This window comes from Anaerosphaera multitolerans (assembly GCF_004006535.1).
GTDB lineage: Bacteria > Bacillota > Clostridia > Tissierellales > Peptoniphilaceae > Anaerosphaera > Anaerosphaera multitolerans.
In genome coordinates this window covers 42,187-64,210 of sequence record NZ_RLIH01000007.1, presented here as the reverse complement: position 1 = coordinate 64,210, position 22,024 = coordinate 42,187, and the positions used below count along the sequence as shown (strand labels likewise).

Genomic DNA, 22,024 nt, shown 5'->3' with positions numbered 1-22,024 from the left:
GGGGTTTTATTTATCTTATAAAATTATAATATCTTACTTAAAAAGTTCTTTGTCCTATCTTCCTGAGGATTGTTAAACAATTCCAAAGGAGTGTTTTCTTCAACTATTAGTCCATCATCCATAAATATAACTCTGTCCGCCACTTCCTTGGCAAAACCCATTTCATGAGTTACTATTACCATTGTCATACCATCTTTTGCCAAAGACTTTATTACATCTAAAACCTCTCCCACCATTTCAGGGTCAAGGGCAGATGTAGGTTCATCAAATAGCATTACTTTAGGCTCCATTGCAAGAGCTCTAACTATGGCAATTCTCTGCTGCTGGCCACCTGATAATTTTTTGGGGTAAGTATCTCTCTTCTCTTCAAGGCCTACTCTTTTTAAAAGCTCCATAGCTTTTTCTTCAGCCTCTTCCTTACTAAGTCCCCTTACCATCATTGGAGCTAAGGTTATATTTTCTATAATACTCTTATGGGGAAAAAGATTAAATGACTGAAATACCATGCCCATTTTTTCTCTGATTTTATCTATATTAGTATTTTTATCGGTAATGTCAATTCCGTCAAAGTAAATATTTCCTCCCGTAGGAACTTCAAGTAAATTCAAACATCTTAAAAATGTAGATTTCCCGGAACCGCTGGGACCTATAACAACTAGAACCTCTCCGTCATCTATCTCCTGATTAATCCCCTTAAGAACCTTTAAATCTCCAAAACTCTTTTCCAAATTTGTAACTTTAATCATTTGCAAGTCTCCTTTCAAATTTATTCATTAATTTTGAAAGGCTGAAAGTCATTATAAAGTAAAGGATGGCAGCGTACATTAAGGGTCTAAATACCTCAAAGGTAGTTCCTTTAATTACATTTCCCATATAGGTTAAATCCGCCACTCCCACATTTAAAACTATTGCCGTTTCCTTTATAAGTGCTATAAATTCATTGCCCAATGACGGAAGTATATTTTTAAGGGCCTGTGGAAATATTATTGCCTTCATAGTTTGTTTTTCACTAAGTCCTAGACATCTTCCAGCTTCAAACTGACCTTTGTCCACAGATTCTATACCGCCTCTAATTAACTCTGCAATATAAGCTGCAGCATTTATACAAATTGCAACGGAACAAAGTAGGATTTGATTCTTTAACAATTCCAAACTTGGCGGAATTTTACTTCTAAGTCCGAAGTAAATCAATAATAGTTGAACCATCATTGGTGTACCTCTAATAATTTCTACATAGGCCGAACCGAAAAAAGAAAAAACTTTATTCTTACTCATTCTCATTAGACAAATAATTATTCCAAGTAAAAATCCAAATACAACGCCTATTAAGGACAACATCAGAGTTGTTCTCACACCTAGTAGATATGCAATTCCATATTGTTTTATAAAAGCTATCTGGCTTTCAATAAATCCCATGTAATACCTCCTACAAAAAATTCCCTGAATCAGGGAACTTTTTTACTCTGTTTCTTCAGATAACTTCATAAACGTATCAAACCAACTTTCAATGGCATTTGCAGCTTTAATTTCCTCCACTGCTTCATTCATAACTGCCAGTAAATCGGAATTTCCTTTTTTAACTGCAATTCCTGAACCGTCTTCATTAGGAATATCAAAGTCAACTACCATTAAATCTTCAGGACTTCTACTTCTAAATTGCTCTGCAGGGTAATTAGTCATAAAAACAGCATCTAGGGAACCATTTTTAAGTTCCATAATCATATTGTTGTTATTTGGAATAGCCACAATCTCAGCGTCAAAGTTAGCTTCCGCATATTCCTGTTGAGTAGTTCCCAATTGAACTCCAATTTTCTTTCCGGCTAAGTCATCAATAGTCTTAAACTTATCCTCATCTACCTTTTTAATAACTATGTCCTGACCTTGTTCAAAGTAAGGTTCTGAAAAATCAGCCGCCTGTTTTCTAGTTTCGGTAATAACCATACCCGCTATAACAAAGTCAATATCTCCTGTCTGAAGCGCCGCAAGCAGTCCGTCAAATTGCATATCGCTTACTTTTAATTCCACACCTAGTTTTTCAGCTACTACCTTAGCTATTTCAAGGTCCACACCCACGATTTCATCTTCCGCACCATCTATTATATGCCACTCATAAGGTGGATATTCAGCTGATGTACCAAGTACAATTTCTCCCTTTTCCTTAATTCTATCTATGTTTTCACCTGTAAGTTCTGTAGGAGTTACTTCCACCTTTTGAACATCAAAAGTCTGTTTAGCTTCTTTGGCTTCATTACCACTATTGTTACCACTTGCATTATTATTGCCGCTTCCCTTATTACTTCCGCATGCTGTTAATATTCCAATTACTAATAAAATACTTGCTAATAAATATAATTTCTTTTTCATTTTTATCCTCCTAATTATTTTTTATAGTCCCTTATAAAAAATAACCTCTCATGGGTTTGGAAGACAGATATTTATAATTACTAAGCTTCCAAAAGCTCTTGACCATACCATTTACAATATTCAAGATTAAGGCCTCCTTTTTTATGTAATTTTTCTTATTATACTGGATTTTACAATTTTTTTCAACGTATTTTTCCAATTTATACTTTGATTTAAGACTTTTAAAATAATATCTCTAAATATTATCTTTAATAAAAATAGACTTACGCCTACTTTTATTAAAGATTTAATTAATATATTTTTCTTAAAAATTCTCTAGTTCTATCTTCTTTAGGATTTTCAAATATTTCCTTAGGTGTACCTTCTTCTGCAATAAGCCCCTTATCAACAAAAATAACCTTTGAAGAAACATCTTTTGCAAATTGCATCTCATGAGTTACTACTACCATTGTATATCCTGACTTAGCCAGTCCAATAATAGTATTTAAAACCTCCTCCACCATTTCCGGATCAAGGGCTGAAGTAGGCTCATCAAAAAGCATCAATGTAGGCTCCATGCAAAGTGCCCTTGCAATTGCCACTCTTTGTTTTTGTCCACCTGAAAGCTGGGAGGGTTTTGCATTTACATACTCCGCCATTCCTACCTTAGTAAGATTTTCAACTGCTTTCTTCTCAGCTTCTTTTCTATCCACTCCAAGAACCTTTATAGGACCTATGGTACAATTTTTAAGGACATTTAAATTACTATAGAGATTAAAGGATTGAAAAACCATTGCCATTTTAGCTCTGGCCTTTCTAATGTCCGAATTATCGTCCATCAGGTTCTTATCTTCAAAGTAAATAGAACCTGAGCTAGGCTCTTCCAGTTGATTAATACACCTTAATAGTGTACTCTTACCTGAACCCGAAGATCCTATTATAGATACGACATCTCCCTTATTTACAGTGAAGTTAATTCCCTTTAGCACTTCATTATTTCCAAAGTTCTTTTTTAAATTTTCAACTTTTAAAATTTCTCTCATACTCTACCTCATATCTGCATCTGATTGCCCATTTGAAGTTCGTAACTTTCAGGTCCTTCAAATTTCTTTTCTATAAACCGTAAAATATAGGTTATTACAGTTGTTAAAAATAAATATATTATAGCCACAACTGTAAAAGTTCCAAACATATCGAAATTTTGACCCGCTATGGTTTTCGCTGCAAAGAACAACTCGGAAACTGAAATTACATTTAAAACAGAAGTGTCCTTTATATTAATTACAAATTCATTACCCGTAGCAGGAAGTATATTTCTCATAGTTTGAGGAGCTATAACGTAAAGCATAGTTTGGACGTGGCTCATACCACTGGCATAAGCTGCCTCAAACTGCCCCTTGTCTATGGCAATAATACCGCCTCTTACCACTTCAGACATATAGGCTCCCGTATTTATTGACACTATTATATAAGCCGCTAGTAGTCTATCTATTTGAATACCGTAAAATTTAGCTATACCATAGTAAAATAACATAGCTTGAACTATCATTGGAGTTCCTCTAAATACCAATATATATATATTCATTAATAAATTAACAAGTTTTTGAATAATCCCCTTAAATCCCTTTTGTTTGGGAATGGTCTTTATTCCGCCAACTACTAAACCTATTAATAACCCTACTAGAGTACCAAGTATGGAAATTTTTAAAGTAACTATAGTGCCATTTATAAACATTTGAGAATATTGTTGAAATATTTGAATAATCGCTTCCATAATACTCCTCTTAATTAGCTGCTGGTTGGTTCTTTACGGCCTCTTCCATTATAGCTTGTCTATCTTCTTCAGTAAGTTTATTTAAAACTTCATCTATTTGCTCTTTTAAATCGGAGCCCTTTTTAAGTCCTGCAGCTATTGTATTTTCATTGTCCTTAACTTCAAAACCCTTACCTTCTTCAAAATAAACCGCTGTCAATTCAGGCATTGCCATTGCAATAGACATAGCCTCAGGCATTTCAGCAATATAGCCGTCAATTACTCCACTTTGAAGCGCCACTCTCATTTGAGGAAAATCTTCCATTGCCTCTTGTTTATCCACGCCTTTAATTTGATCCAGGATATCATAGTGTACTGTACTTAATTGACCTGTAATTTTAGCTCCTGCAAAATCTTCTAGGGAAGTTGCATTTTCATATTCTGAACCCTTTTGAACTATCATTACATAATCACTTACCCAGTAGGGAGCAGTAAAATCAATTTGCTCCGCTCTATCAGCTGTCGGACTCATTCCCGCCATAATTACGTCAATCTTATCAGATTGAACAGCTGGTGGAAGTCCATCCCATTGTGTCTTTACAATAACCAATTCTCTTCCAAGACCATCAGCAACTTTTTTCGCTATTTCCACATCATATCCACCGGCATACTCATTTGAGCCTTCTATCTTTACAGCACCGTTAGAATCATCTTGTTGAGTCCAGTTATAAGGAGCATATCCACACTCCATTCCAACTTTAAGTACTTGAGCAGAACCTGTACCTGAATCAGATTCTTCGACAGTATTTGCCTTGTTGGAACTTGAACATGCAACTAATGATAATGACATTGAAATTGCCAGCAATAACATTCCCGCTTTCTTAAACCTTCTCATTTTCTTCCTCCTTGATTTAATAAAATAAAAAAACTTCCGCACCAAAGAACTAGCTTTGGGACGAAAGTTATATCCGTGTTACCACCCACATTTATACGCATCTCACAACGCATACCTCATAAAGTACTACCATACTTCTGCCCTGTAACGTAGGTCACTCACGCCTTAAAATCAAAACCATCCTCTAAGGTGCTCCAAGTCTTTCTTCAGTTTAAAGTAATTTATGCCCTTCCACCAACAGCACTCTCTATTAAATTCTTTTTAAACCTACTCATCTCTTCACTGCTTCTGTTAATTATATCTATTATTACAGTGTTTTTCAAGTGTTTTTTATATAGCTCTACTTAAATACTACTCTACTGTTAATGTCTATCTTAGATTTTTCTTCAGGGTGCTCTAAAATATTACCAAAGACCATCTGAGACTTTAATATCCAATTTTTCGGAATGTCCCACTTATCTTTTACTTCCTCATCTATAATTGGATTGTAGTGTTGTAAATTTGCTCCCAGCCCAAGTTCTCTAAGCCCAATCCAAAGGCCTATTGTAACTATTCCGTTAGCATGTTCAGACCATGTATCTAAATTTGGAGCATAACTGCCCAACCCTTTCTTCGCCTCTTCTAAAATATCCTTGTCTTCAAAGATTAAAATAGTTCCATAACCATTTTTAAAACCATTAATTTTAGCCTCTGTCTCTTTAAATTTTTCTTCGCCACCTACTATTTTTCTAAGAGTTTCCATAACAATAGTTCCCCAAAGATAGTCATGATCTTCTCCAAATAAAACCACTACTTTTTCCGACTGAACGTTAAAAGGACTTGGAGAATACTTTACAATTTCTCTTATAGCCTCTTTTATTTCCTCTTCACTTACTTTTATATTTTTATCTAATACATAAAAACTTCTTCTGTTTTTTAATAATTCTACTGTCTTAAGTTCCATATTTTTTCCTCCATTTTTAAGTGATGTATCTGTTCTTAGTTTTACCCTATTGATTTCTATTATTAACATTCAATTTCAATTTCACTTTCTTTTAATTTTTAATTAATATATAATATCTTCGGTGATAATATGAAAACAGTACTAATTACAGGGGCCTCCCGAGGAATAGGAAGGGCCATTGCCAAAAAATTAGCAGAACTTAATTATAGAATAATAATAAATTACAATAATAGCGAAGAGGAAGCCTTAGCATTACAAAATGAGATTAGAAAATTAAACGTTGACGCCCTTGCCGTTAAAGCAGACATATCCAAGTTGGAAGAAGTGAAAAAATTGTTTAAAACAGTTGAAGAGAAGTTTAATGGAGTGGATATTTTAATTAACAATGCAGGTATTTCCAAAATATCTCTTTTCCAAGATCTTCCTCCCTCTGAATTTCAGGAAATATTTAATATAAATGTCTTTGGTATCTACAATACCATCCACTGTGCCCTCCCCTATATGTTAAAAAAACATGACGGAGTAATACTAAATATCTCCTCTATTTGGGGCTCTAACGGAGCATCTTGCGAAGTGGCTTACTCCGCCACCAAAGGCGCCGTAGATTCTCTTACAAAGTCTTTGGCAGTGGAACTTGCACCTTCAAATATAAGGGTCAATGCCATAGCCCCCGGAGTAGTAAATACAGATATGATGAGGTGCTATTCCAATGAAGACCTGCAACTTATATGTAATGAGATTCCCATGTTACGTCTAGCTGATCCAAGAGAAATTGCAGAACTGGCAGCCTATATAATCTCGGAGAAAAACTCCTATATGACAGGTCAGATAATAGGTCTTACAGGCGGGATGTGTGTTTAAATTTTTTAAAATCCATATGTAATTAAATATAATTTAATAATAAAAACAACATAACTATGTAAAGGAGGCAACTGATATTCCAGTTACCTCCTTTTTAATGTTTAAACTTTTTATTTATACAGCTCTTCAAATACTTTGTATAGATATAAATTGTCATCAACTGAAGCCAATTCCCTTACCGAGTGCATTGAAAGCATTGGATTTCCTATATCCACCGACCTTATATTCAGCTGACTTGCAGTAATAGGCCCAATTGTGGAACCTCCTGCCTTATCAGATCTGTTAAAGAAAGTTTGGTAAGGAACTTTTGCACTTTTACAAAGCTGTTTAAATATAGCTCCTGAAATTGCATCTGATGTATAGGCCTTATTGGCTGCATACTTAATAACAGGACCCTTGCCCATTTTAGGTTTATTTGTAGGGTCAGCCATATCTTCAAAATTAGGATGTACAGCATGAGCCATATCTGCTGAAACTATATAACTGTTTTCAATTGCCCGTAAAAATTCCTCTCTGTTTTTATTTAAGCCTATGGCAATTCTTTCAAGAGTATTGGACATCATCGGACTGTCGGCTCCCTGTCTTGACCTGCTTCCAACTTCTTCATTATCTGTACATACCAAAACATTTACACCCTTTGAGGGTTTTGTTGAAGTTAAAGCAACCATACTTCCATAAGCCATTGCCAAATTATCCAATCTTCCCACAGATATAAATTCATTTTCAAGACCTATTATCTTACCCTTTTGTCTGTCATATAGGTACATATCATAATCTAAAATATCTTCTTGCTTCACTCCCGCTTCCTCAGCCAAAACTCCTAAAAAGAAATCTTCACTTAACTTTTCTTCACTTAAAGTTAAAAGAGGCAGGGTATGCTTTTGAGGATTAAACTCAAAACCCTTATTAACGTCACGATTCATATGAATTGCCAGACTTGGAATTATCATTATATCCCTATCTATGTTTAACAGTTTAACTTTAGGATTTAATATATCATCTGACTTTATTACTATTCTTCCCGCAACGGAAAGAGGTCTGTCAAACCACGTAGAAAGTATTACTCCACCGTATACTTCAGTATTTAAAGTTACATTGTTAAGTTTTTTTATTTCCGGATTGCTCTTAATTCTAAATCCCGGCGAATCACTGTGAGATCCAATGATTTTAAAACCTTCACTTTCCAAATCTTCGCTTCCAATAGTAAAGGCAATTAAGGCACTTCCATTGTTTAAAATAAAATAGGATTCGCCTTTTTTTAAATTCCAAGTATCACTGACTTTTAATTCTTTAAAACCTTTTTCCAATAAAAAAGTTCTCATATTGTCCACTGCATAGTAGGAACAGGGACTTTCGTCTATGAATTCTATTAGATTTTCTGCCAATGTAATCTTATCCATTTTACTCCTCCCCTAAAGCTTTCACTAACTTTAAATAACGTTCTTCTATAATTTCTATATCTATATCATTAAATTTATTAATGGTCATAGCAAAATCTATGGCACTTTGAATTTCCTCATCCGGTTTTTCTTTTAACATCTCTTGTGCTCTTTTTACAAGTTTACCAAGTTCAGTATACCTGTTCATTATCAAGTGTTCTTCTTTAATGTGGTCTAATAGATAATTAAAGGGCCAATCTTTAGTAGTTTCAGTTATAACGGACTTATAAGGAACTGACAGTCCCCTAAGTTTTAAATCTTTTAAATAATCCATTAAAACTTCTCTTTCAAAGTCTGAAAATAAAATAAATTCCATATCAGGAGTCTCATCTACCTTAGCTACTTCTCTTTTATAGTTTGGAAGTTCCATTAATGTTCCAACTTTTTGACCAATGTCTTCTACTTCAACATCAACGCTTTCTATATTGTAGGTCTTTGCAATTTCTTTTAATAACTTATATTTCTCACCATCTTTTTCAAAGCCGTATATTAATAATTTTTTCTCCAAAATATCATCTCCCTAAATTATATACCCAATCCCTTTTCCTTTACCTTTGTAATTATAATAGATATAATGAATATAATAAATGACTTGGGGGGATTTTATGCACAAACAGGAAAGTAAAATGATTAAGGGATTTATCTATGCAATGCTAGGCGCTATTTCTTGGGGATTTTCAGGAACCTGCGGTCAATACCTGTTAGATAGCAAAGGGCTTGATCCTCAGTACATAGTAAACGTTAGGATTGTATTTTCCGGAATTATTTTATTTATTACATCTCTCTTTCAATATAGAGAAAAAACCTTTGACATATTTAAAAACAAATCAGATGTCTATAGGTTAATTCTCTTTGGAATATTCGGAATTTTATGTTGTCAGTATGCCTATCTTCAAGCAATTGGTCGAACTAATGCTCCCACTGCAACAGTACTTCAATTTTTAAGCACTGTTTTTATTATGATTGGAGTATGTGCCAAGGAAAGAAGATTTCCAAGACCAATTGAACTAATATCCGTCTTCTTTGCTGTTTTAGGAACTGTAATACTGGCAACTCATTTAAAATTAAATACCCTCGTAATAAGTCCTGACGGTTTGTTTTGGGGATTACTTGCAGCCTTTGGAGTTGTTATGTACACACTTACCCCCATTGAACTGCTTAAAAAGTATCCCACCTCTGTAGTTACAGGATTGGCAATGATAATAGGAGGAGTAATAATAACCTTTATAAACAAGCCTTGGAATCAAAATGTAGTTTTTGACTTTATGACAGTCCTTGCCTTAGCCGGAATGGTTCTCTTTGGTACAGTTCTTTCTTTCTCCTTATTTTTAACCGGAGTAAGCATTATAGGTCCTGTTAAAGGCTCATTAATTACCGGTGTTGAGGCAATATCAGCCTTGATTTTTTCCATAATATTACTTGGTTCTCACTTTGCATTTATGGACATACTTGGTATGGCCTCAATCCTCTTTGCGGTTTCAATTTTAAGTTTTAAATAAAAGAGACTTCCCTTAGTTAAGAAGTCTCTCTTTTATTGCCCTCAATTATTTCATTTAAAATCACTATATCCGTTTCCCTCATACCAAATTTGGCAATATTACCCACAGTTTTTATAGTCTCATCTACAGTGGATTTTACTATTCCATCTCCGGATTTAAAGCTATTTCCGCTTAAAGCCTGCTCATAAGCCAAAAAAGCGTTTCGAAGACTTGAGGCTATTTTCATAGCACAAGACGGTTTGGCTCCATCACAAAGCAAACCGGAATTTACTACTAGAGCATTTGACAATGTTTCTTCAAGTACATTAACAGGTCTGTCTTCCATAAAACCTATTCCTATAACTGAAGCTGCCGCCGCTGATACTACACCACAATAAGCGGATAGTTTTCCAATGTTTTGCTTTAAATATAAGCTTATTAAATTGGAAAACATCAAAGCCCTATAAAACTTATCTTTTTCAACCTTGTACTCTTTAGCATAGAAAATTATAGGAACTGAAACAGTAATCCCTTGATTTCCACTTCCAGAGTTTATAACTACAGGTTTCTCACATCCGTCCATTCTTGCGTCTGAGCCCGCTGCTGCATAAGCAACTAACTTTTCATTGAAACTTGTAGCATCTGAGTATATTAAAGATCCGATATTAGAACCCCAGTTTTCCTCCAATCCTTTTTCTGCAATGCTTTGATTATATTCTATCTCCATATCTAAAATAGGTGTTATTTCATCATAATTACAACTTTTAGCAAAATCGTATATCTTCTTAAATGAAAAATCAACTTTAGATTGAACTTGATTTTCAGAGTCTTTCTTAAAAACCACTTCATTATTTTTTTCAATAAGGATAATGTTAGTATGATCTTTCTCTACTATAACTTTTGAATTCTCCTCCTCACTATACAACTCAATTTCAATATAAAGATTTTCCACGCCAGGTATAAGTTCAATATCAACAATACCAGCTTCAATTAATCTATCAATATCATTTAATTTGCTCTTATCAATATTTGAAAGTACTTCTAATTCTTTTGAAGCATCTCCCAAAAAAGCACCTGTCACTATTGATATTTCTAAACCTCTTCTGCCATCTGTCCCAGGAACAACTACACTGTTAGCGTTTTTTATAATATTGCCTGAAACCTTTGCAACTATTTTATCAGGCATTTTTCCCATAACCTCCCTAGCCTTTGCTGCAACGTAAGCTAAGGCAATAGGCTCTGTACAACCAAAGGCAGGTATAAGTTCCTGCTTCATATATTCAATATAATTCATAACCTTCCCCTTTAATAACCGACTAAACTTCTGTTCCATATTCCATAACATACTGTACAAAATATTCCACTCCTAAACCCAGAGCAGTTTCATCAATGTCAAAATAAGGATTATGTTGTGGAAATCGCTTATCTATTTTCTTAAAACCACCGCCTAAAAATAATAAGCACTTAGGATTTTTATATTTTGCAAAATCTTCTCCACCCATCTGCTTTTCATATTCAATAAGTTTGTCTTTTCCAAAAACTTTTTCAGCTGCTTTTAAACCTGTTTCTACACAATCTTCATCATTAATTAAAGCAGGAGTTCCCAGATGGTACTCTAATTTCATTTCCGTTCTAGTAGCATCCCCTACACCTTCTATAACTCTTTCTAATATCTTAGGATAATCGTCCCTTAGTTGATTATTAAAAGTTCTTGTTGTACCCATTAAATGAGCAGAATCAGGTATAACATTTGAAGTTGTTCCTGAATGAAAAGATGTAACGCTAATAACAGATGTGTCTTGAGGATTAACTTCCCTGCTAACTATCCTCTGTATAGAAGACAAAAGTTCTGAGCCTGCAATAATTGGATCAATTGCCTGATGCGGTAAAGCACCATGTCCACCTTTCCCATTAATAAAAATATCAAAAGTATCAGCAGCAGCCATAATAGGTCCTTTTCTTAATGAAGCATACCCTATTTCCATTTGGCTCCAAATATGCAAAGCAATTATTCTATCACACTCTAAAACTAGTTTCTCATCTTTCATATAAGCAGCGCCACTATCCTCAATAAACTCTTCTGCAGGTTGGAAAATCAATCTTACATTTACTTCCAATTCATTTTTAATTCTTGATAATACTTTAGCTACTCCTAATAAAATCGTTATATGTGCATCATGCCCACATGCATGCATAACTCCTTCATTTTTTGACCTATAAGTACAACTACTAAGTTCAGTCATCGGCAAAGCATCAATGTCAGCTCGTATTCCAATTACTTTATCACTTTCTTTCGCTGATTTTATTGTAGCTATTACCCCTGTCTTTGTTGATTTTATATATGGAATACCAAGATTATCTAAATATCCCATTATTACTTTTTGAGTATTAAATTCTTCCCACGATTTTTCTGGATTTTCATGAAAATATCTTCTCAAGTCTATTAATTCATTTTCTATATCTTTTACTAATTCTTTAATCAACTTTTTCTCCTCCTAAAACGGACCGTAATTAATTCTAGTTGCTACAATTAAAGCTATAATACTAACCAATGTCAGAATTAAAATTAGCGGCGTAACAAACTTCCACCATTTCTTCAGCGGTATTTTTGCAATAGTCAAAAATATCAGTAAAGTTCCACTTGTAAACCACAATGAGTTTGTTATTCCATCTCCAAATTGAAACGCTAAAATCATAGTTTGTCTTGTCATACCGATTAAGTCTGCTAATGGTATAAGTATTGGCATTAAAGCCATTGCCTTCGCCGAACCAGAAGTAATTAGACCATTAAATAATGCTATAACAAACATTACTGCAATAGCTGTAATAGAACCCGGTAAATTCATTAAAGGTTGAGAAATCGCATTAATTATCGGATCTATTATTCCCGATTCAGTTAATATCCACTGAATACCTCTTGCAAGACCAATAACAAGGGCTGGTCTTAACCCATCTTTAGCACCATCTACTATACAGTCCACTATTTCATTTGCATCTAGATTATTAATAATACCAGCTACAACTCCCGTAAATAGAAAACATGCCGATAAATTATTCATTGACCAACCAAATCTAGAAACTCCTATTATTGCAGCTATAAAAGTAATCAGAAAGACAAAAAGAGATAATCCCTGTCTTCTTGAAAGAGGATCGGACATTATTTCATCATAGTCCACTATAAATTCTGAAGCATCTATATCTTTAGTAATAGATAATGTATTGTCTTTTTTTACTTTTCTAGCATACCTTAAAACATACCAAATAATTATAATATCAAAAATAACCAAGACTATAAATCTAAATAGAAAACCCGAGAACATGGGTAGCTCTGCTATTTCATGAGAAATACCTACCGTGTAGACACTTGTAGGAGATATGGAAAAACTTAACATATCAATCATTGCTGAGCAAGCAACTCCCGTCATTAAATCATATCCTAAAGCAATACACAAAGATATTATTATTGGTATAAATGGTACGATTTGTTCATTCCATCCTAAAAAACCACCAAAACATGCAAATATTATCATTATAATAACTAAGATTTTTTCTGAACCTATCTTCTCTGCTTTTGATAAAATTTTAGCTACTCCCTTATCTAATGTCTTTGTTCTTTTATAAACCTCAATACACCCTGCGACGAGCATCACTAAAAACATCATTCCTGCTGAAGATTCAAGGCCATTTGGTATAGCTTGAAATATTGCTTGTGGTCCCAAGTATACTTTTTCAGTTTTATGAAAAGAATTAGGTATAACTACTGTTCTGTCATTAATTATTTCCCTTTCAAAAGAGCCAGGGCTTACAAAAAGCGATAATATGTAACAAGCAACAATAACTCCAAAAACTATTACAAACGCATTAATAGTTGTATTTTTTTTCTTACTGTTATCTTTCTTTTGACCTAACATTTTGACCTCCTCATTTTTAAATTCCATAAAGTTTAAATGCTAATTCAATGTTTTACTTCATCAATAAAATAAAATAAAATAAACTAACATAAAATGAAATAAAAATATAAACTTCTAATTTAAATCTTTAATATAGTATTATTCGGCATACTCACCTCCTACAAATTTTCAATTATATTAAATGCAAAAATTGTACCAATAAAATTTAACGCAGATACACACTATCTTTAAAACAGAGTTCTCAATTTTGCAAATTTAAGAACTATATTTTGCATAATTGCTAAAAATACTATATTATAACTACAGGTGATATTATGTATAATTTAAAAAATATTCAAAGTTCTACACAAGAAGTAGCAGAAGCTATAAAAGCTATCTTATCTACCGATGTAACTATAATTAACCAAGATTTAATCCGAATCGCAGCAACAGGAAGATACAAATCTTTTATAGGAGAACAACTTTCAGAAGGTTGCTCATATGAATTTATATTAAAAAGTAAGAAACCAGAACGTATAGTCCAAAAAGAAATAAGTAGTAGGTGTAAAAATTGTAGTTCTCTAAATTCTTGTGAAGAAATAGCAACTATAGGATATCCAATAATTGATTTTAACGATGAACCTATAGGCGTTATTGGCCTTATAGCCTTTACACAAGAACAACACGACTATATTTTCAACAATTTACACTCAATTAATACTTTCTTAGGAAAGTTATCATTTTTACTTGCCGGTAATTTACAATATGAAGAAATGATAGAAGATTTACTACTTAAAAACAAGGAAATTAACAACCTAATTAATTCACTTGAATCCGGAATAATAATAACAGATGATAAAAATAATATAAAAAACTACAATAAAAAAGCCTTACAGTTGCTTAATTGTAAAGATTCAGAGTTAAATAATATAAATATTACAAAAGTATTTAGTAATATAAATCTGGAAAAACTATATTCTCAACAAGTTGCTCGAATAGATAATACTTTTAATAAGTCTTATGACGAATTCATTATAAAAGCAGTTGAAAATCAAATTAACAATAATACAAAAAGCTATCTTTTTGAAATTTCCAAATATTCAAATGCAATCATAGATGCCTATAATATTTTAGAAAGTAAAAATAATATTGATTTCAACCATATATTAGGGCAAAGTACTGCAATGAAAAACACTATTACTCTTGCAAAACAAGTAGCAAAAAGTGACTCTTCCATTATGATTAGAGGAGAAAGCGGTACAGGTAAAGAATTATTTGCTAGAGCTATACATAATAATTCTTTAAGAAAAAACAATCCTTTTGTTGCTATTAATTGCTCTTCTATTCCCGACAGTTTATTAGAAAGTGAACTATTCGGATATGAAAAAGGAGCTTTTAGCGGAGCAAGCAATACTGGAAAAATAGGCAGATTTGAACTTGCCAACAAAGGAACTCTTTTCCTAGATGAAATTGGCGATTTACCTATTCATTTACAACCCAAGCTTCTTAGAGTATTACAGGACGGTTCATTTACTCGACTTGGCGGAAACAAAACTATTAAAGTCAATTTCAGACTTATCACAGCTACTAATAGGAACTTAGAAAATATGATAGAAAACAACGAATTTAGAGATGATTTGTACTATCGATTAAATGTCATCCCGATTAATGTACCATCTTTAAGAGATCGAAAAGATGATATTCCAATAATTGCTAATTACAAACTTCGTGAATATTGCGAAAGATTAAATAAAAATGAAAAGACTTTTTCAGATAAAATAATTGAAATTTTTAAAAAATTTTACTGGAAAGGAAATGTTCGCGAATTAGAAAATATAGTTGAGTATCTAGTAAATATTTCAAACGAAGATGAAATAACCGACAATTTACTACCCTATCATTTTCATTCCAATAGTTTAATTGAAACTACAGAACGAAACTCAAAGGAAAATTTCATGAGTTTTTTAGACGACAATACTTCATTAAAAAAATGTATCGAAAACTTTGAAAAACAACTATTAGAAAAATACATTAATAGATTTGGCAATTCAACAAAGAATAAACAAAAAATAGCAGATATTTTAGAGATAAATCTCTCTACACTATACCGAAAACTTTATAAATATGACATCTTTTAATTCAAATATAAGAAGCACCACGAGTTGATTTAATAATAAATTCCAACAAAATAGTGCTTCTTATATCTCTAAATTACATTTTACAACAACTTTTATTTATTTTTCATACACTATTTTTCCGCCGATTATAGTCATAGAAGCTTTAATGTCCTTTATCTTTATAGGATCAATTTCAAATATATCCTCATCTATAACTGTAAAATCCGCTAAATATCCCTTCTTAATCCTACCTTTAACATCTTCCTCAAATTCTAAATAACTTGAACCGATAGTATAGGCATCAATGGCAGTGTAGATATCAACCTTTTCTTCAGGGAAAAATCCGCCCTCCGGAAATCCGTTTTTATCACATCTGGTTACTGCTGCATAGATGTTCGGAAAAGGATTTAAGTCTTCAACAGGAGCATCTGTCCCATATCCAATATGAGCTCCCAGTTTATCAAGTGTATTAAAAGCATAAGATGTGCTTGAAAGCTCTCTTCCCACTCTATCTTCAACTACATGCATATCATAGTCTAAAAATATTGGTTGATAAAGAACTCCCACATCTAACTTTGCTATTCTCTCCAAAAGGGGCATATCAGTTATCTGACAGTGTACTAAAGAGTGTCTTAATTTATTTTCGCCATCTTCAAAACTTTTCTCATAGGCATCTATAGTCTCTTCAATGGCACCGTCTCCTATTACGTGAGTTACAACTTGAAACCCTCTTTTGCTGGCCTCAGCTACAAGCTCTTCCTGAAGATCGTATTCCAATGCCGATACTCCATGATTATTTCTGTCATTGACATATCCGTCTCTCATCATTGCAGTACTGGCACCGAGACTTCCATCTTTAAACATTTTTATAGGTCCGAATTTCAGTTTGGTCCCCTTGTATATGTCTTTTTTCATCTCTCCATTTAAAATATAATCCATTTCTTCTCCGGAATAAGCACAAAATTGATGTCTATATCTAATATCTACAAGATTGTCCTCATAGATACTTCTAATGGATTCAAAATCTCCATAGGTATTGGGAGCTGACACATCATTTGATTGAACGCTGGTAAGTCCTACACTTTGTGCATATTTTAAAGCTTTTACCATAAAGTCTATTTTTTCATCTTTAGTATATTCAGGAATTACTTGTTCAATCCATTGAACTGCATTTTCAGTAAACACTCCTGTAGGTTCATTATTCTCATCAAATTCAATAGTACCACCTCTAGGTACTTCCGTATAAATGGTGATATTTTTCATTTCCAAAACCTTTGAATTTACAGCACAAATATGGCCGCATACTCTTTCAAGAACGATTGGAATTTCTGTGGAGATTCTATCCACATCTTTTTTATTTAAAATTCTTTTTTCCCCGCTTGTAAATAAATCCTGATTCCAACCCATAGTTCTTATACCTTTTTCCACAAGCTTTGGATTTTCTCTAATAAATTTCTTAGTAACTTCCACTATTTCATCTATTGAAGTACAAGAAGAAAGGTCAACTTGCACATAAGCAGCTCCAACACAGGAAATGTGACAGTGAGAATCGTTTAAACCCGGAAGTATGGTTTTACCGGTTAAGTCAATTTTTTCATCAAAATCCAATTTTTCTAAATCTTTATAGCTTCCAACTTCTATAATCTTATCTTCTTCAACTAGTACTGCATCTGCAAATTTTTCTCTTTCCAAGTAAAATTTGCCGCCATAAAATAACTTTTTCATGCTACACCTTCTCTTCTTTAAGCTTCTTATCAAAGTACATATATACTATAACTCCCAGAACCTGTACTATAAGACCAAGAAATGCATTTACCGGATCTTCAAATAATGTATTTAATACTAGACCTGAGAATAAAATAATAGTTAAAATAACACTGTATGGATATAAAAACATTTTATAAGGTCTTTCTATTTCAGGATATTTTTTCCTCATAACAATAACTGCCACTATTGTAAGTAAATTATATAACATTGCCGTAAATACTACTAGTGAAGTAAGTTGGTCTAAATTTCTAGTAAATACCAAAATTATTGATAATATCATTTGAGCTATTAATGCAGCAGTCGGAACTCTATATTTTGGATGAAGCTCCGCAAAAGATTTAAAGAAGTGTCCCTCTACTGCCATGGCATAGTACATTCTAGGCTGAGCTATTATTAAACCGTTAAGTCCACCAAACATTGCAAGGACCATACCAACTGAAACTATTATTCCACCTGTATTCCCCAAAACTCTAATAGCCGCCTCTGTACCCAAATATAAATTTCCCGCCTCAATATTTGAAACTATTTCATTGTAAGGCAATACTCTATATATGGCATAGTTAAAAAGAGTATACAATACAGTAATGCCACCTATTCCAATAAATAAAGCTCTAGGTAAGTTTTTCTTAGGATCCTTCATCTCTTCTGTCATTGAATTTAAGTTTGTCCAACCTTCATAGGCCCATAAACTTGCCACCGTTGCAAAGGCAATCATCTTTACAATTTGAAATATACTTGCATCTCCACCTACCATAGGTTTTAATGTCAACTGGGGACTTTCTTTTCCCATAAATAAAGCTGCAAAAAGAATAATTAATATCGGTACCAACTTAGCTACCATTGAAATATTTTGTAGAAAAGCTCCTTGTTTAATACCAAATAGATTATAAACCGTCAATAATATAATAAGTACTGTGGCAATCAGTTTAATTTGCATATCTGAAATTTCAAAAAAAGATCTCATTGCCGATGGAAGTGCAATTGCCATTGCAGCTACTGAACCGGGCCCACCAATAATCCAATCTGTAAATCCTCTTAAAAAACCCACCATAGGGTGAAAGGCTTCTGTAAGGTACACTGTAGAGCCTCCCGCTCTAGGTATACTTACTCCTAATTCCGCATAACAAAGACCTGCAAGAAGAGTTACCAAACCTCCAACTAACCAGGCAAGCAAAGATAATCCCAAACTCATTCCGGTTCTCTCTAAAACGTAAGAACCAAGATAAAAAATTCCGGAGCCAATCATAATTCCACCAATAATGCTGACCCCTCCAAAAACTCCTATTTCTCGATTAAATTCCGTCTCCATAGAAGTAACCTGTTCTATGTGTTTTTTTCTGTCCATATTTTCCCTCCTTATAATTAATTATTTTTATAGTACCATATTTTAAGTTGTGAAATTCAATTTTTAAAAATTTTATATAAAAAAGAGCTAACTTTTAAAAGTCAGCTCTTAATTTCTAAATTATTAATAGTTATAGAATCCCTTTCCAGTTTTTCTACCTAGCTGTCCAGCTCTTACCATCTTTCTCAACAATACATGTGGTCTATACTTAGTATCACCAAATTCATTGTAAAGTACTTCCATTATTGCAAGAACTACATCAAGTCCTATTAAATCTCCCAGAGCTAAAGGTCCCATTGGATGATTTGCACCCAGTTTCATTGCATTGTCAATATCTTCAACACTTGCAATTCCATCTGCATAAATTCCAATAGCCTCATTGATCATTGGAACTAAAATTCTATTTACTACAAATCCCGGTGCCTCAGCAACTTCCACAGGAGTTTTCCCAATATCTTGAGATAATTCAATAATTGTCTTTTGCACACCATCGTCAGTAAGTTGTCCTGATATTACCTCCACTAATTTCATTGCAGGTACAGGATTGAAAAAGTGCATTCCTATTACTTTTTCAGGCCTATTTGTTGCAGAGCCTATATCAGTTATTGAAAGTGAAGATGTATTTGATGCAAGTATTGTAGATTCTTTACATACTTCATCCAACTCTTTAAATATTGCTTTTTTAACTTGTGGATTTTCAGTTGCAGCTTCAATTACTAAGTCCACATCAGCTATATCATTAATATCATGTGAAGTTGAAATATTTTTAAGAGCTGTCTCCATCTCTTCCTTGGTCATTCTCTCCTTAGACACATTTTTTTCATAGCCTTTTTTAATTCTCTCTTCTGCCGCTTTTAAAGCTTCAGGAGCTATATCTCTTATTATAACTTCATGTTTTGGAGCTATAACTTGGGCTATACCTGACCCCATTGTTCCTGAGCCGATTACTGCTACTTTCATTCTCAAAACCTCCAAATTTTTTAAACTTACTTTCCGTTAAATTGAGCGCTTCTCTTTTCTAAAAATGCTTTCATTCCCTCTTTTTGGTCTTCTGTTGCAAAGCATAATCCGAAATTCGCCCTTTCAATGTCCATTCCACTATTTAAATCAGTTTGCATTCCTGTATCAATTGCTTGTTTTGCATATCTAACTGCTATTTTTGAATTTTTTGCAATTTTATTTGCAAGTTCCAATGCTTTATCCAACAATTCTTCAGGTTCTACAACTTCTGAAACTAAACCTATTCTATAGGCTTCATCTGCAGAAACGTGTTCACCTGTAAATATCATTCTCTTAGCATCTGACGTTCCTATTGCTCTTGGCAATCTTTGAGTTCCACCAAATCCGGGTGTAATACCAAGACCTACTTCCGGCTGACCTATTTTCGCTTTTTTAGATGCAATTCTAATATCACAGGATAGTGCAAGTTCACAGCCGCCTCCTAAAGCAAATCCGTTTATTGCCGCTATTACAGGCTTATTAAGTCTTTCTATTTTAAAGAAAGCTTCCATTCCTTTATTTGCAAACTTATATCCTTCCTCTGCACTTAGTTCAGACATTTCCTTAATATCCGCCCCTGCTACGAATGCTTTTCCTGCACCAGTTAGAATTACAACTTTTACGTCTTCTCTGTCAGCAAGTTCTGTAAAATAATCGTTAAGTTCTTCTAAAAGCTCTGAATTTAAAGCATTTAAACTTTCTTCCTTTGAAATAGTAACAATAAGAATATTATCCTTAAATTCTTCCTTTAAATATTTATACATAATATACCTTCTTTTTCTAAAATAGATTAATCTCTTTCAACTATTAGAGCTGTTCCTTGACCTCCACCTATACATAAAGTGGCTAGTCCCTTTTTAGCATCTCTTCTACCCATTTCATACAAAAGTGTTGTTAGTATTCTAGCTCCACTTGCACCTATTGGGTGACCTATTGCTATAGCTCCTCCATTTACATTAACTTTATCCATATCTAAATTAAGTTCTTTTGCCACAGCTGCCGCTTGTGCCGCAAAAGCTTCATTTGCTTCAATTAAATCTAAATCAGAAATTTTAAGCCCTGCCTTTTCCAATGCTTTGTTTGAAGATGGAATTGGACCTGTTCCCATTATAGTCGGATCCACACCTGCAGAGGCATATGAAACTATAGTTGCAAGTGGCTCTACTCCCAATTCCTTAGCTTTTTTCTCAGTCATAACTACAACCATAGCAGCTCCGTCATTAATTCCCGATGCATTACCTGCAGTAACAGTACCGTCTTTTTTAAATGCCGGTCTTAACTTTCCTAAAGCTTCTTCTGTTACACCATCTCTAATAAATTCATCAGTATCTACTACAGTTACATTACCTTTTCTATCTTTTATCTCAACAGGTACTATTTCCTCTTTAAAAACTCCTTCAGCTCTTGCTTTAGAAGCTCTGTTTTGAGAAACTGTTGCAAGGTGATCTTGAGCTTCTCTTGTAATGTCAAATTGTTCACTTACATTTTCAGCAGTTATTCCCATGTGATAATTATGGAAGGCATCTACCAATCCATCCTTAAGCATTTCATCCACTAAAGTAGTGTCTCCCATTTTAGCTCCCCATCTTTCCTTTGTCGCAAGAAATGGAGCTTGAGACATTGATTCTGTTCCACCGCAAAGTACCACTTCAGCATCTCCAGCTTTAATAATTTGAGCAGCCAAAGATACAGATCTAAGTCCTGAACCACAAACCTTGTTAATGGTCATAGCCGGAACTTCAACTGGCAATCCCGCATGAATTGCAACTTGTCTTGCCACGTTTTGTCCAAGACCAGCTTGTAGCACATTACCTAAAATAACTTCATCTACAGCCTCCGGAGCTACCTTAGCTCTCTTTAAAGCTTCCTTTGCCGCTACTACCCCAAGTTCAACTGCAGAAACATTTTTAAATACACCCCCAAATGATCCCACAGGTGTTCTAACCGCACTTGCAATTACAATTTTTTCCATTTTATCCTCCTTAAGCATTGTATAAGATTACAATTTTAACGCAATAATTTAAGCATAATCCCATTTATAACAAAACCAATTATATGATTATTCTTAATTGAAGTAAATATTGTCAATTATTTATCATATATCGGATTATGTTCCACATACAGATATATTATACTTTCATACCCTATTTTTTTCAAGTATATCATACTGTAAAAGGCTATGAAACCTCTCATA

Annotated in this window: 20 protein-coding genes and 1 other annotated feature; of the genes, 3 read left to right on the top strand and 17 right to left on the bottom strand. The window is 33.5% G+C overall.

Annotated features, from left to right (window positions below):
• Window positions 1-23: 23 nt before the first annotated feature.
• The 7 genes from EF514_RS06225 to EF514_RS06195 all read right to left on the bottom strand — a co-directional run bounded on the left by EF514_RS06225 (window position 24) and on the right by EF514_RS06195 (window position 5,934).
• Window positions 24-746, bottom strand: a complete 723-nt coding sequence (locus tag EF514_RS06225) for an amino acid ABC transporter ATP-binding protein (protein WP_127724570.1) — start codon at window positions 744-746, stop codon at window positions 24-26.
• Window positions 739-1,416 carry an amino acid ABC transporter permease gene (locus EF514_RS06220; protein WP_127724569.1) on the bottom strand — a complete coding sequence of 226 codons (678 nt, stop codon included), beginning with the start codon at window positions 1,414-1,416 and terminating at the stop codon, window positions 739-741. Before EF514_RS06220 ends, EF514_RS06225 begins: the two co-directional genes overlap by 8 nt.
• Before the next feature lie 42 nt (window positions 1,417-1,458).
• Entirely contained in the window at window positions 1,459-2,364 is a 906-nt protein-coding gene (locus EF514_RS06215; protein WP_127724568.1) for a transporter substrate-binding domain-containing protein, read from the bottom strand.
• Window positions 2,365-2,654: 290 nt separating this feature from the next.
• Complete coding sequence (locus tag EF514_RS06210) at window positions 2,655-3,386, bottom strand: amino acid ABC transporter ATP-binding protein (protein WP_127724567.1); 732 nt, start codon at window positions 3,384-3,386, stop codon at window positions 2,655-2,657.
• 8 nt (window positions 3,387-3,394) lie between these two features.
• Entirely contained in the window at window positions 3,395-4,117 is a 723-nt protein-coding gene (locus EF514_RS06205) for an amino acid ABC transporter permease (protein WP_127724566.1), read from the bottom strand.
• A 10-nt stretch (window positions 4,118-4,127) separates the two neighbouring features.
• The gene (locus EF514_RS06200; RefSeq protein ID WP_127724565.1) at window positions 4,128-4,991 is read right to left on the bottom strand and encodes a transporter substrate-binding domain-containing protein; all 864 of its coding nucleotides are present in this window, start codon (window positions 4,989-4,991) and stop codon (window positions 4,128-4,130) included.
• Window positions 4,992-5,044: 53 nt separating this feature from the next.
• Window positions 5,045-5,283 (bottom strand) — a binding site (T-box leader).
• A 48-nt stretch (window positions 5,284-5,331) separates the two neighbouring features.
• The gene (locus tag EF514_RS06195; RefSeq protein WP_127724564.1) at window positions 5,332-5,934 is read right to left on the bottom strand and encodes a nitroreductase family protein; all 603 of its coding nucleotides are present in this window, start codon (window positions 5,932-5,934) and stop codon (window positions 5,332-5,334) included.
• Between the two features lie 129 nt (window positions 5,935-6,063).
• On the opposite strand from EF514_RS06195, the gene ymfI reads away from it, so the two are divergent.
• Window positions 6,064-6,795: an elongation factor P 5-aminopentanone reductase gene (ymfI, locus tag EF514_RS06190; RefSeq protein ID WP_127724563.1), complete on the top strand. Its 732-nt coding sequence runs from the start codon at window positions 6,064-6,066 to the stop codon at window positions 6,793-6,795.
• A 110-nt stretch (window positions 6,796-6,905) separates the two neighbouring features.
• Here ymfI and EF514_RS06185 read toward each other — a convergent pair whose 3' ends face one another.
• Together EF514_RS06185 and EF514_RS06180 are read right to left on the bottom strand one after the other, a co-directional pair.
• Window positions 6,906-8,195 (bottom strand): M18 family aminopeptidase, encoded by a 1,290-nt coding sequence (locus tag EF514_RS06185; protein WP_127724562.1) that lies wholly within the window; start codon window positions 8,193-8,195, stop codon window positions 6,906-6,908.
• Window position 8,196: 1 nt separating this feature from the next.
• Window positions 8,197-8,742: a DUF3783 domain-containing protein gene (locus tag EF514_RS06180; protein ID WP_127724561.1), complete on the bottom strand. Its 546-nt coding sequence runs from the start codon at window positions 8,740-8,742 to the stop codon at window positions 8,197-8,199.
• A gap of 97 nt (window positions 8,743-8,839) precedes the next feature.
• Between EF514_RS06180 and EF514_RS06175 the strand changes: the two genes are divergently transcribed.
• Window positions 8,840-9,733: a DMT family transporter gene (locus EF514_RS06175; protein WP_164845558.1), complete on the top strand. Its 894-nt coding sequence runs from the start codon at window positions 8,840-8,842 to the stop codon at window positions 9,731-9,733.
• A gap of 16 nt (window positions 9,734-9,749) precedes the next feature.
• Here EF514_RS06175 and EF514_RS06170 read toward each other — a convergent pair whose 3' ends face one another.
• Genes EF514_RS06170 through EF514_RS06160 form a run of 3 tightly spaced genes read right to left on the bottom strand, consistent with a single transcriptional unit; the run spans window position 9,750 to window position 13,623 of the window.
• Entirely contained in the window at window positions 9,750-11,006 is a 1,257-nt protein-coding gene (locus EF514_RS06170; protein ID WP_127724559.1) for an L-cysteine desulfidase family protein, read from the bottom strand.
• A 22-nt stretch (window positions 11,007-11,028) separates the two neighbouring features.
• Window positions 11,029-12,195 (bottom strand): M20 metallopeptidase family protein, encoded by a 1,167-nt coding sequence (locus EF514_RS06165; RefSeq protein WP_127724558.1) that lies wholly within the window; start codon window positions 12,193-12,195, stop codon window positions 11,029-11,031.
• Window positions 12,196-12,207: 12 nt separating this feature from the next.
• Complete coding sequence (locus tag EF514_RS06160; protein ID WP_127724557.1) at window positions 12,208-13,623, bottom strand: YfcC family protein; 1,416 nt, start codon at window positions 13,621-13,623, stop codon at window positions 12,208-12,210.
• Window positions 13,624-13,937: 314 nt separating this feature from the next.
• On the opposite strand from EF514_RS06160, the gene EF514_RS06155 reads away from it, so the two are divergent.
• Window positions 13,938-15,740, top strand: coding sequence for a sigma-54 interaction domain-containing protein (locus tag EF514_RS06155; RefSeq protein ID WP_127724556.1), 1,803 nt, complete (start codon window positions 13,938-13,940; stop codon window positions 15,738-15,740).
• 96 nt (window positions 15,741-15,836) lie between these two features.
• On the opposite strand, the gene EF514_RS06150 is transcribed toward EF514_RS06155, so the two are convergent.
• The 5 genes from EF514_RS06150 to EF514_RS06130 form a co-directional block, all read right to left on the bottom strand.
• Window positions 15,837-17,444, bottom strand: coding sequence for an amidohydrolase (locus EF514_RS06150; RefSeq protein ID WP_127724555.1), 1,608 nt, complete (start codon window positions 17,442-17,444; stop codon window positions 15,837-15,839).
• A gap of 1 nt (window position 17,445) precedes the next feature.
• Entirely contained in the window at window positions 17,446-18,831 is a 1,386-nt protein-coding gene (locus EF514_RS06145) for an APC family permease (protein ID WP_127724554.1), read from the bottom strand.
• A 123-nt stretch (window positions 18,832-18,954) separates the two neighbouring features.
• Entirely contained in the window at window positions 18,955-19,791 is an 837-nt protein-coding gene (locus tag EF514_RS06140) for a 3-hydroxybutyryl-CoA dehydrogenase (protein WP_127724553.1), read from the bottom strand.
• Between the two features lie 26 nt (window positions 19,792-19,817).
• Window positions 19,818-20,597, bottom strand: a complete 780-nt coding sequence (locus tag EF514_RS06135) for an enoyl-CoA hydratase-related protein (protein WP_127724552.1) — start codon at window positions 20,595-20,597, stop codon at window positions 19,818-19,820.
• 23 nt (window positions 20,598-20,620) lie between these two features.
• Complete coding sequence (locus tag EF514_RS06130; protein ID WP_127724551.1) at window positions 20,621-21,802, bottom strand: acetyl-CoA C-acetyltransferase; 1,182 nt, start codon at window positions 21,800-21,802, stop codon at window positions 20,621-20,623.
• Between the last annotated feature and the right edge of the window lie 222 nt (window positions 21,803-22,024).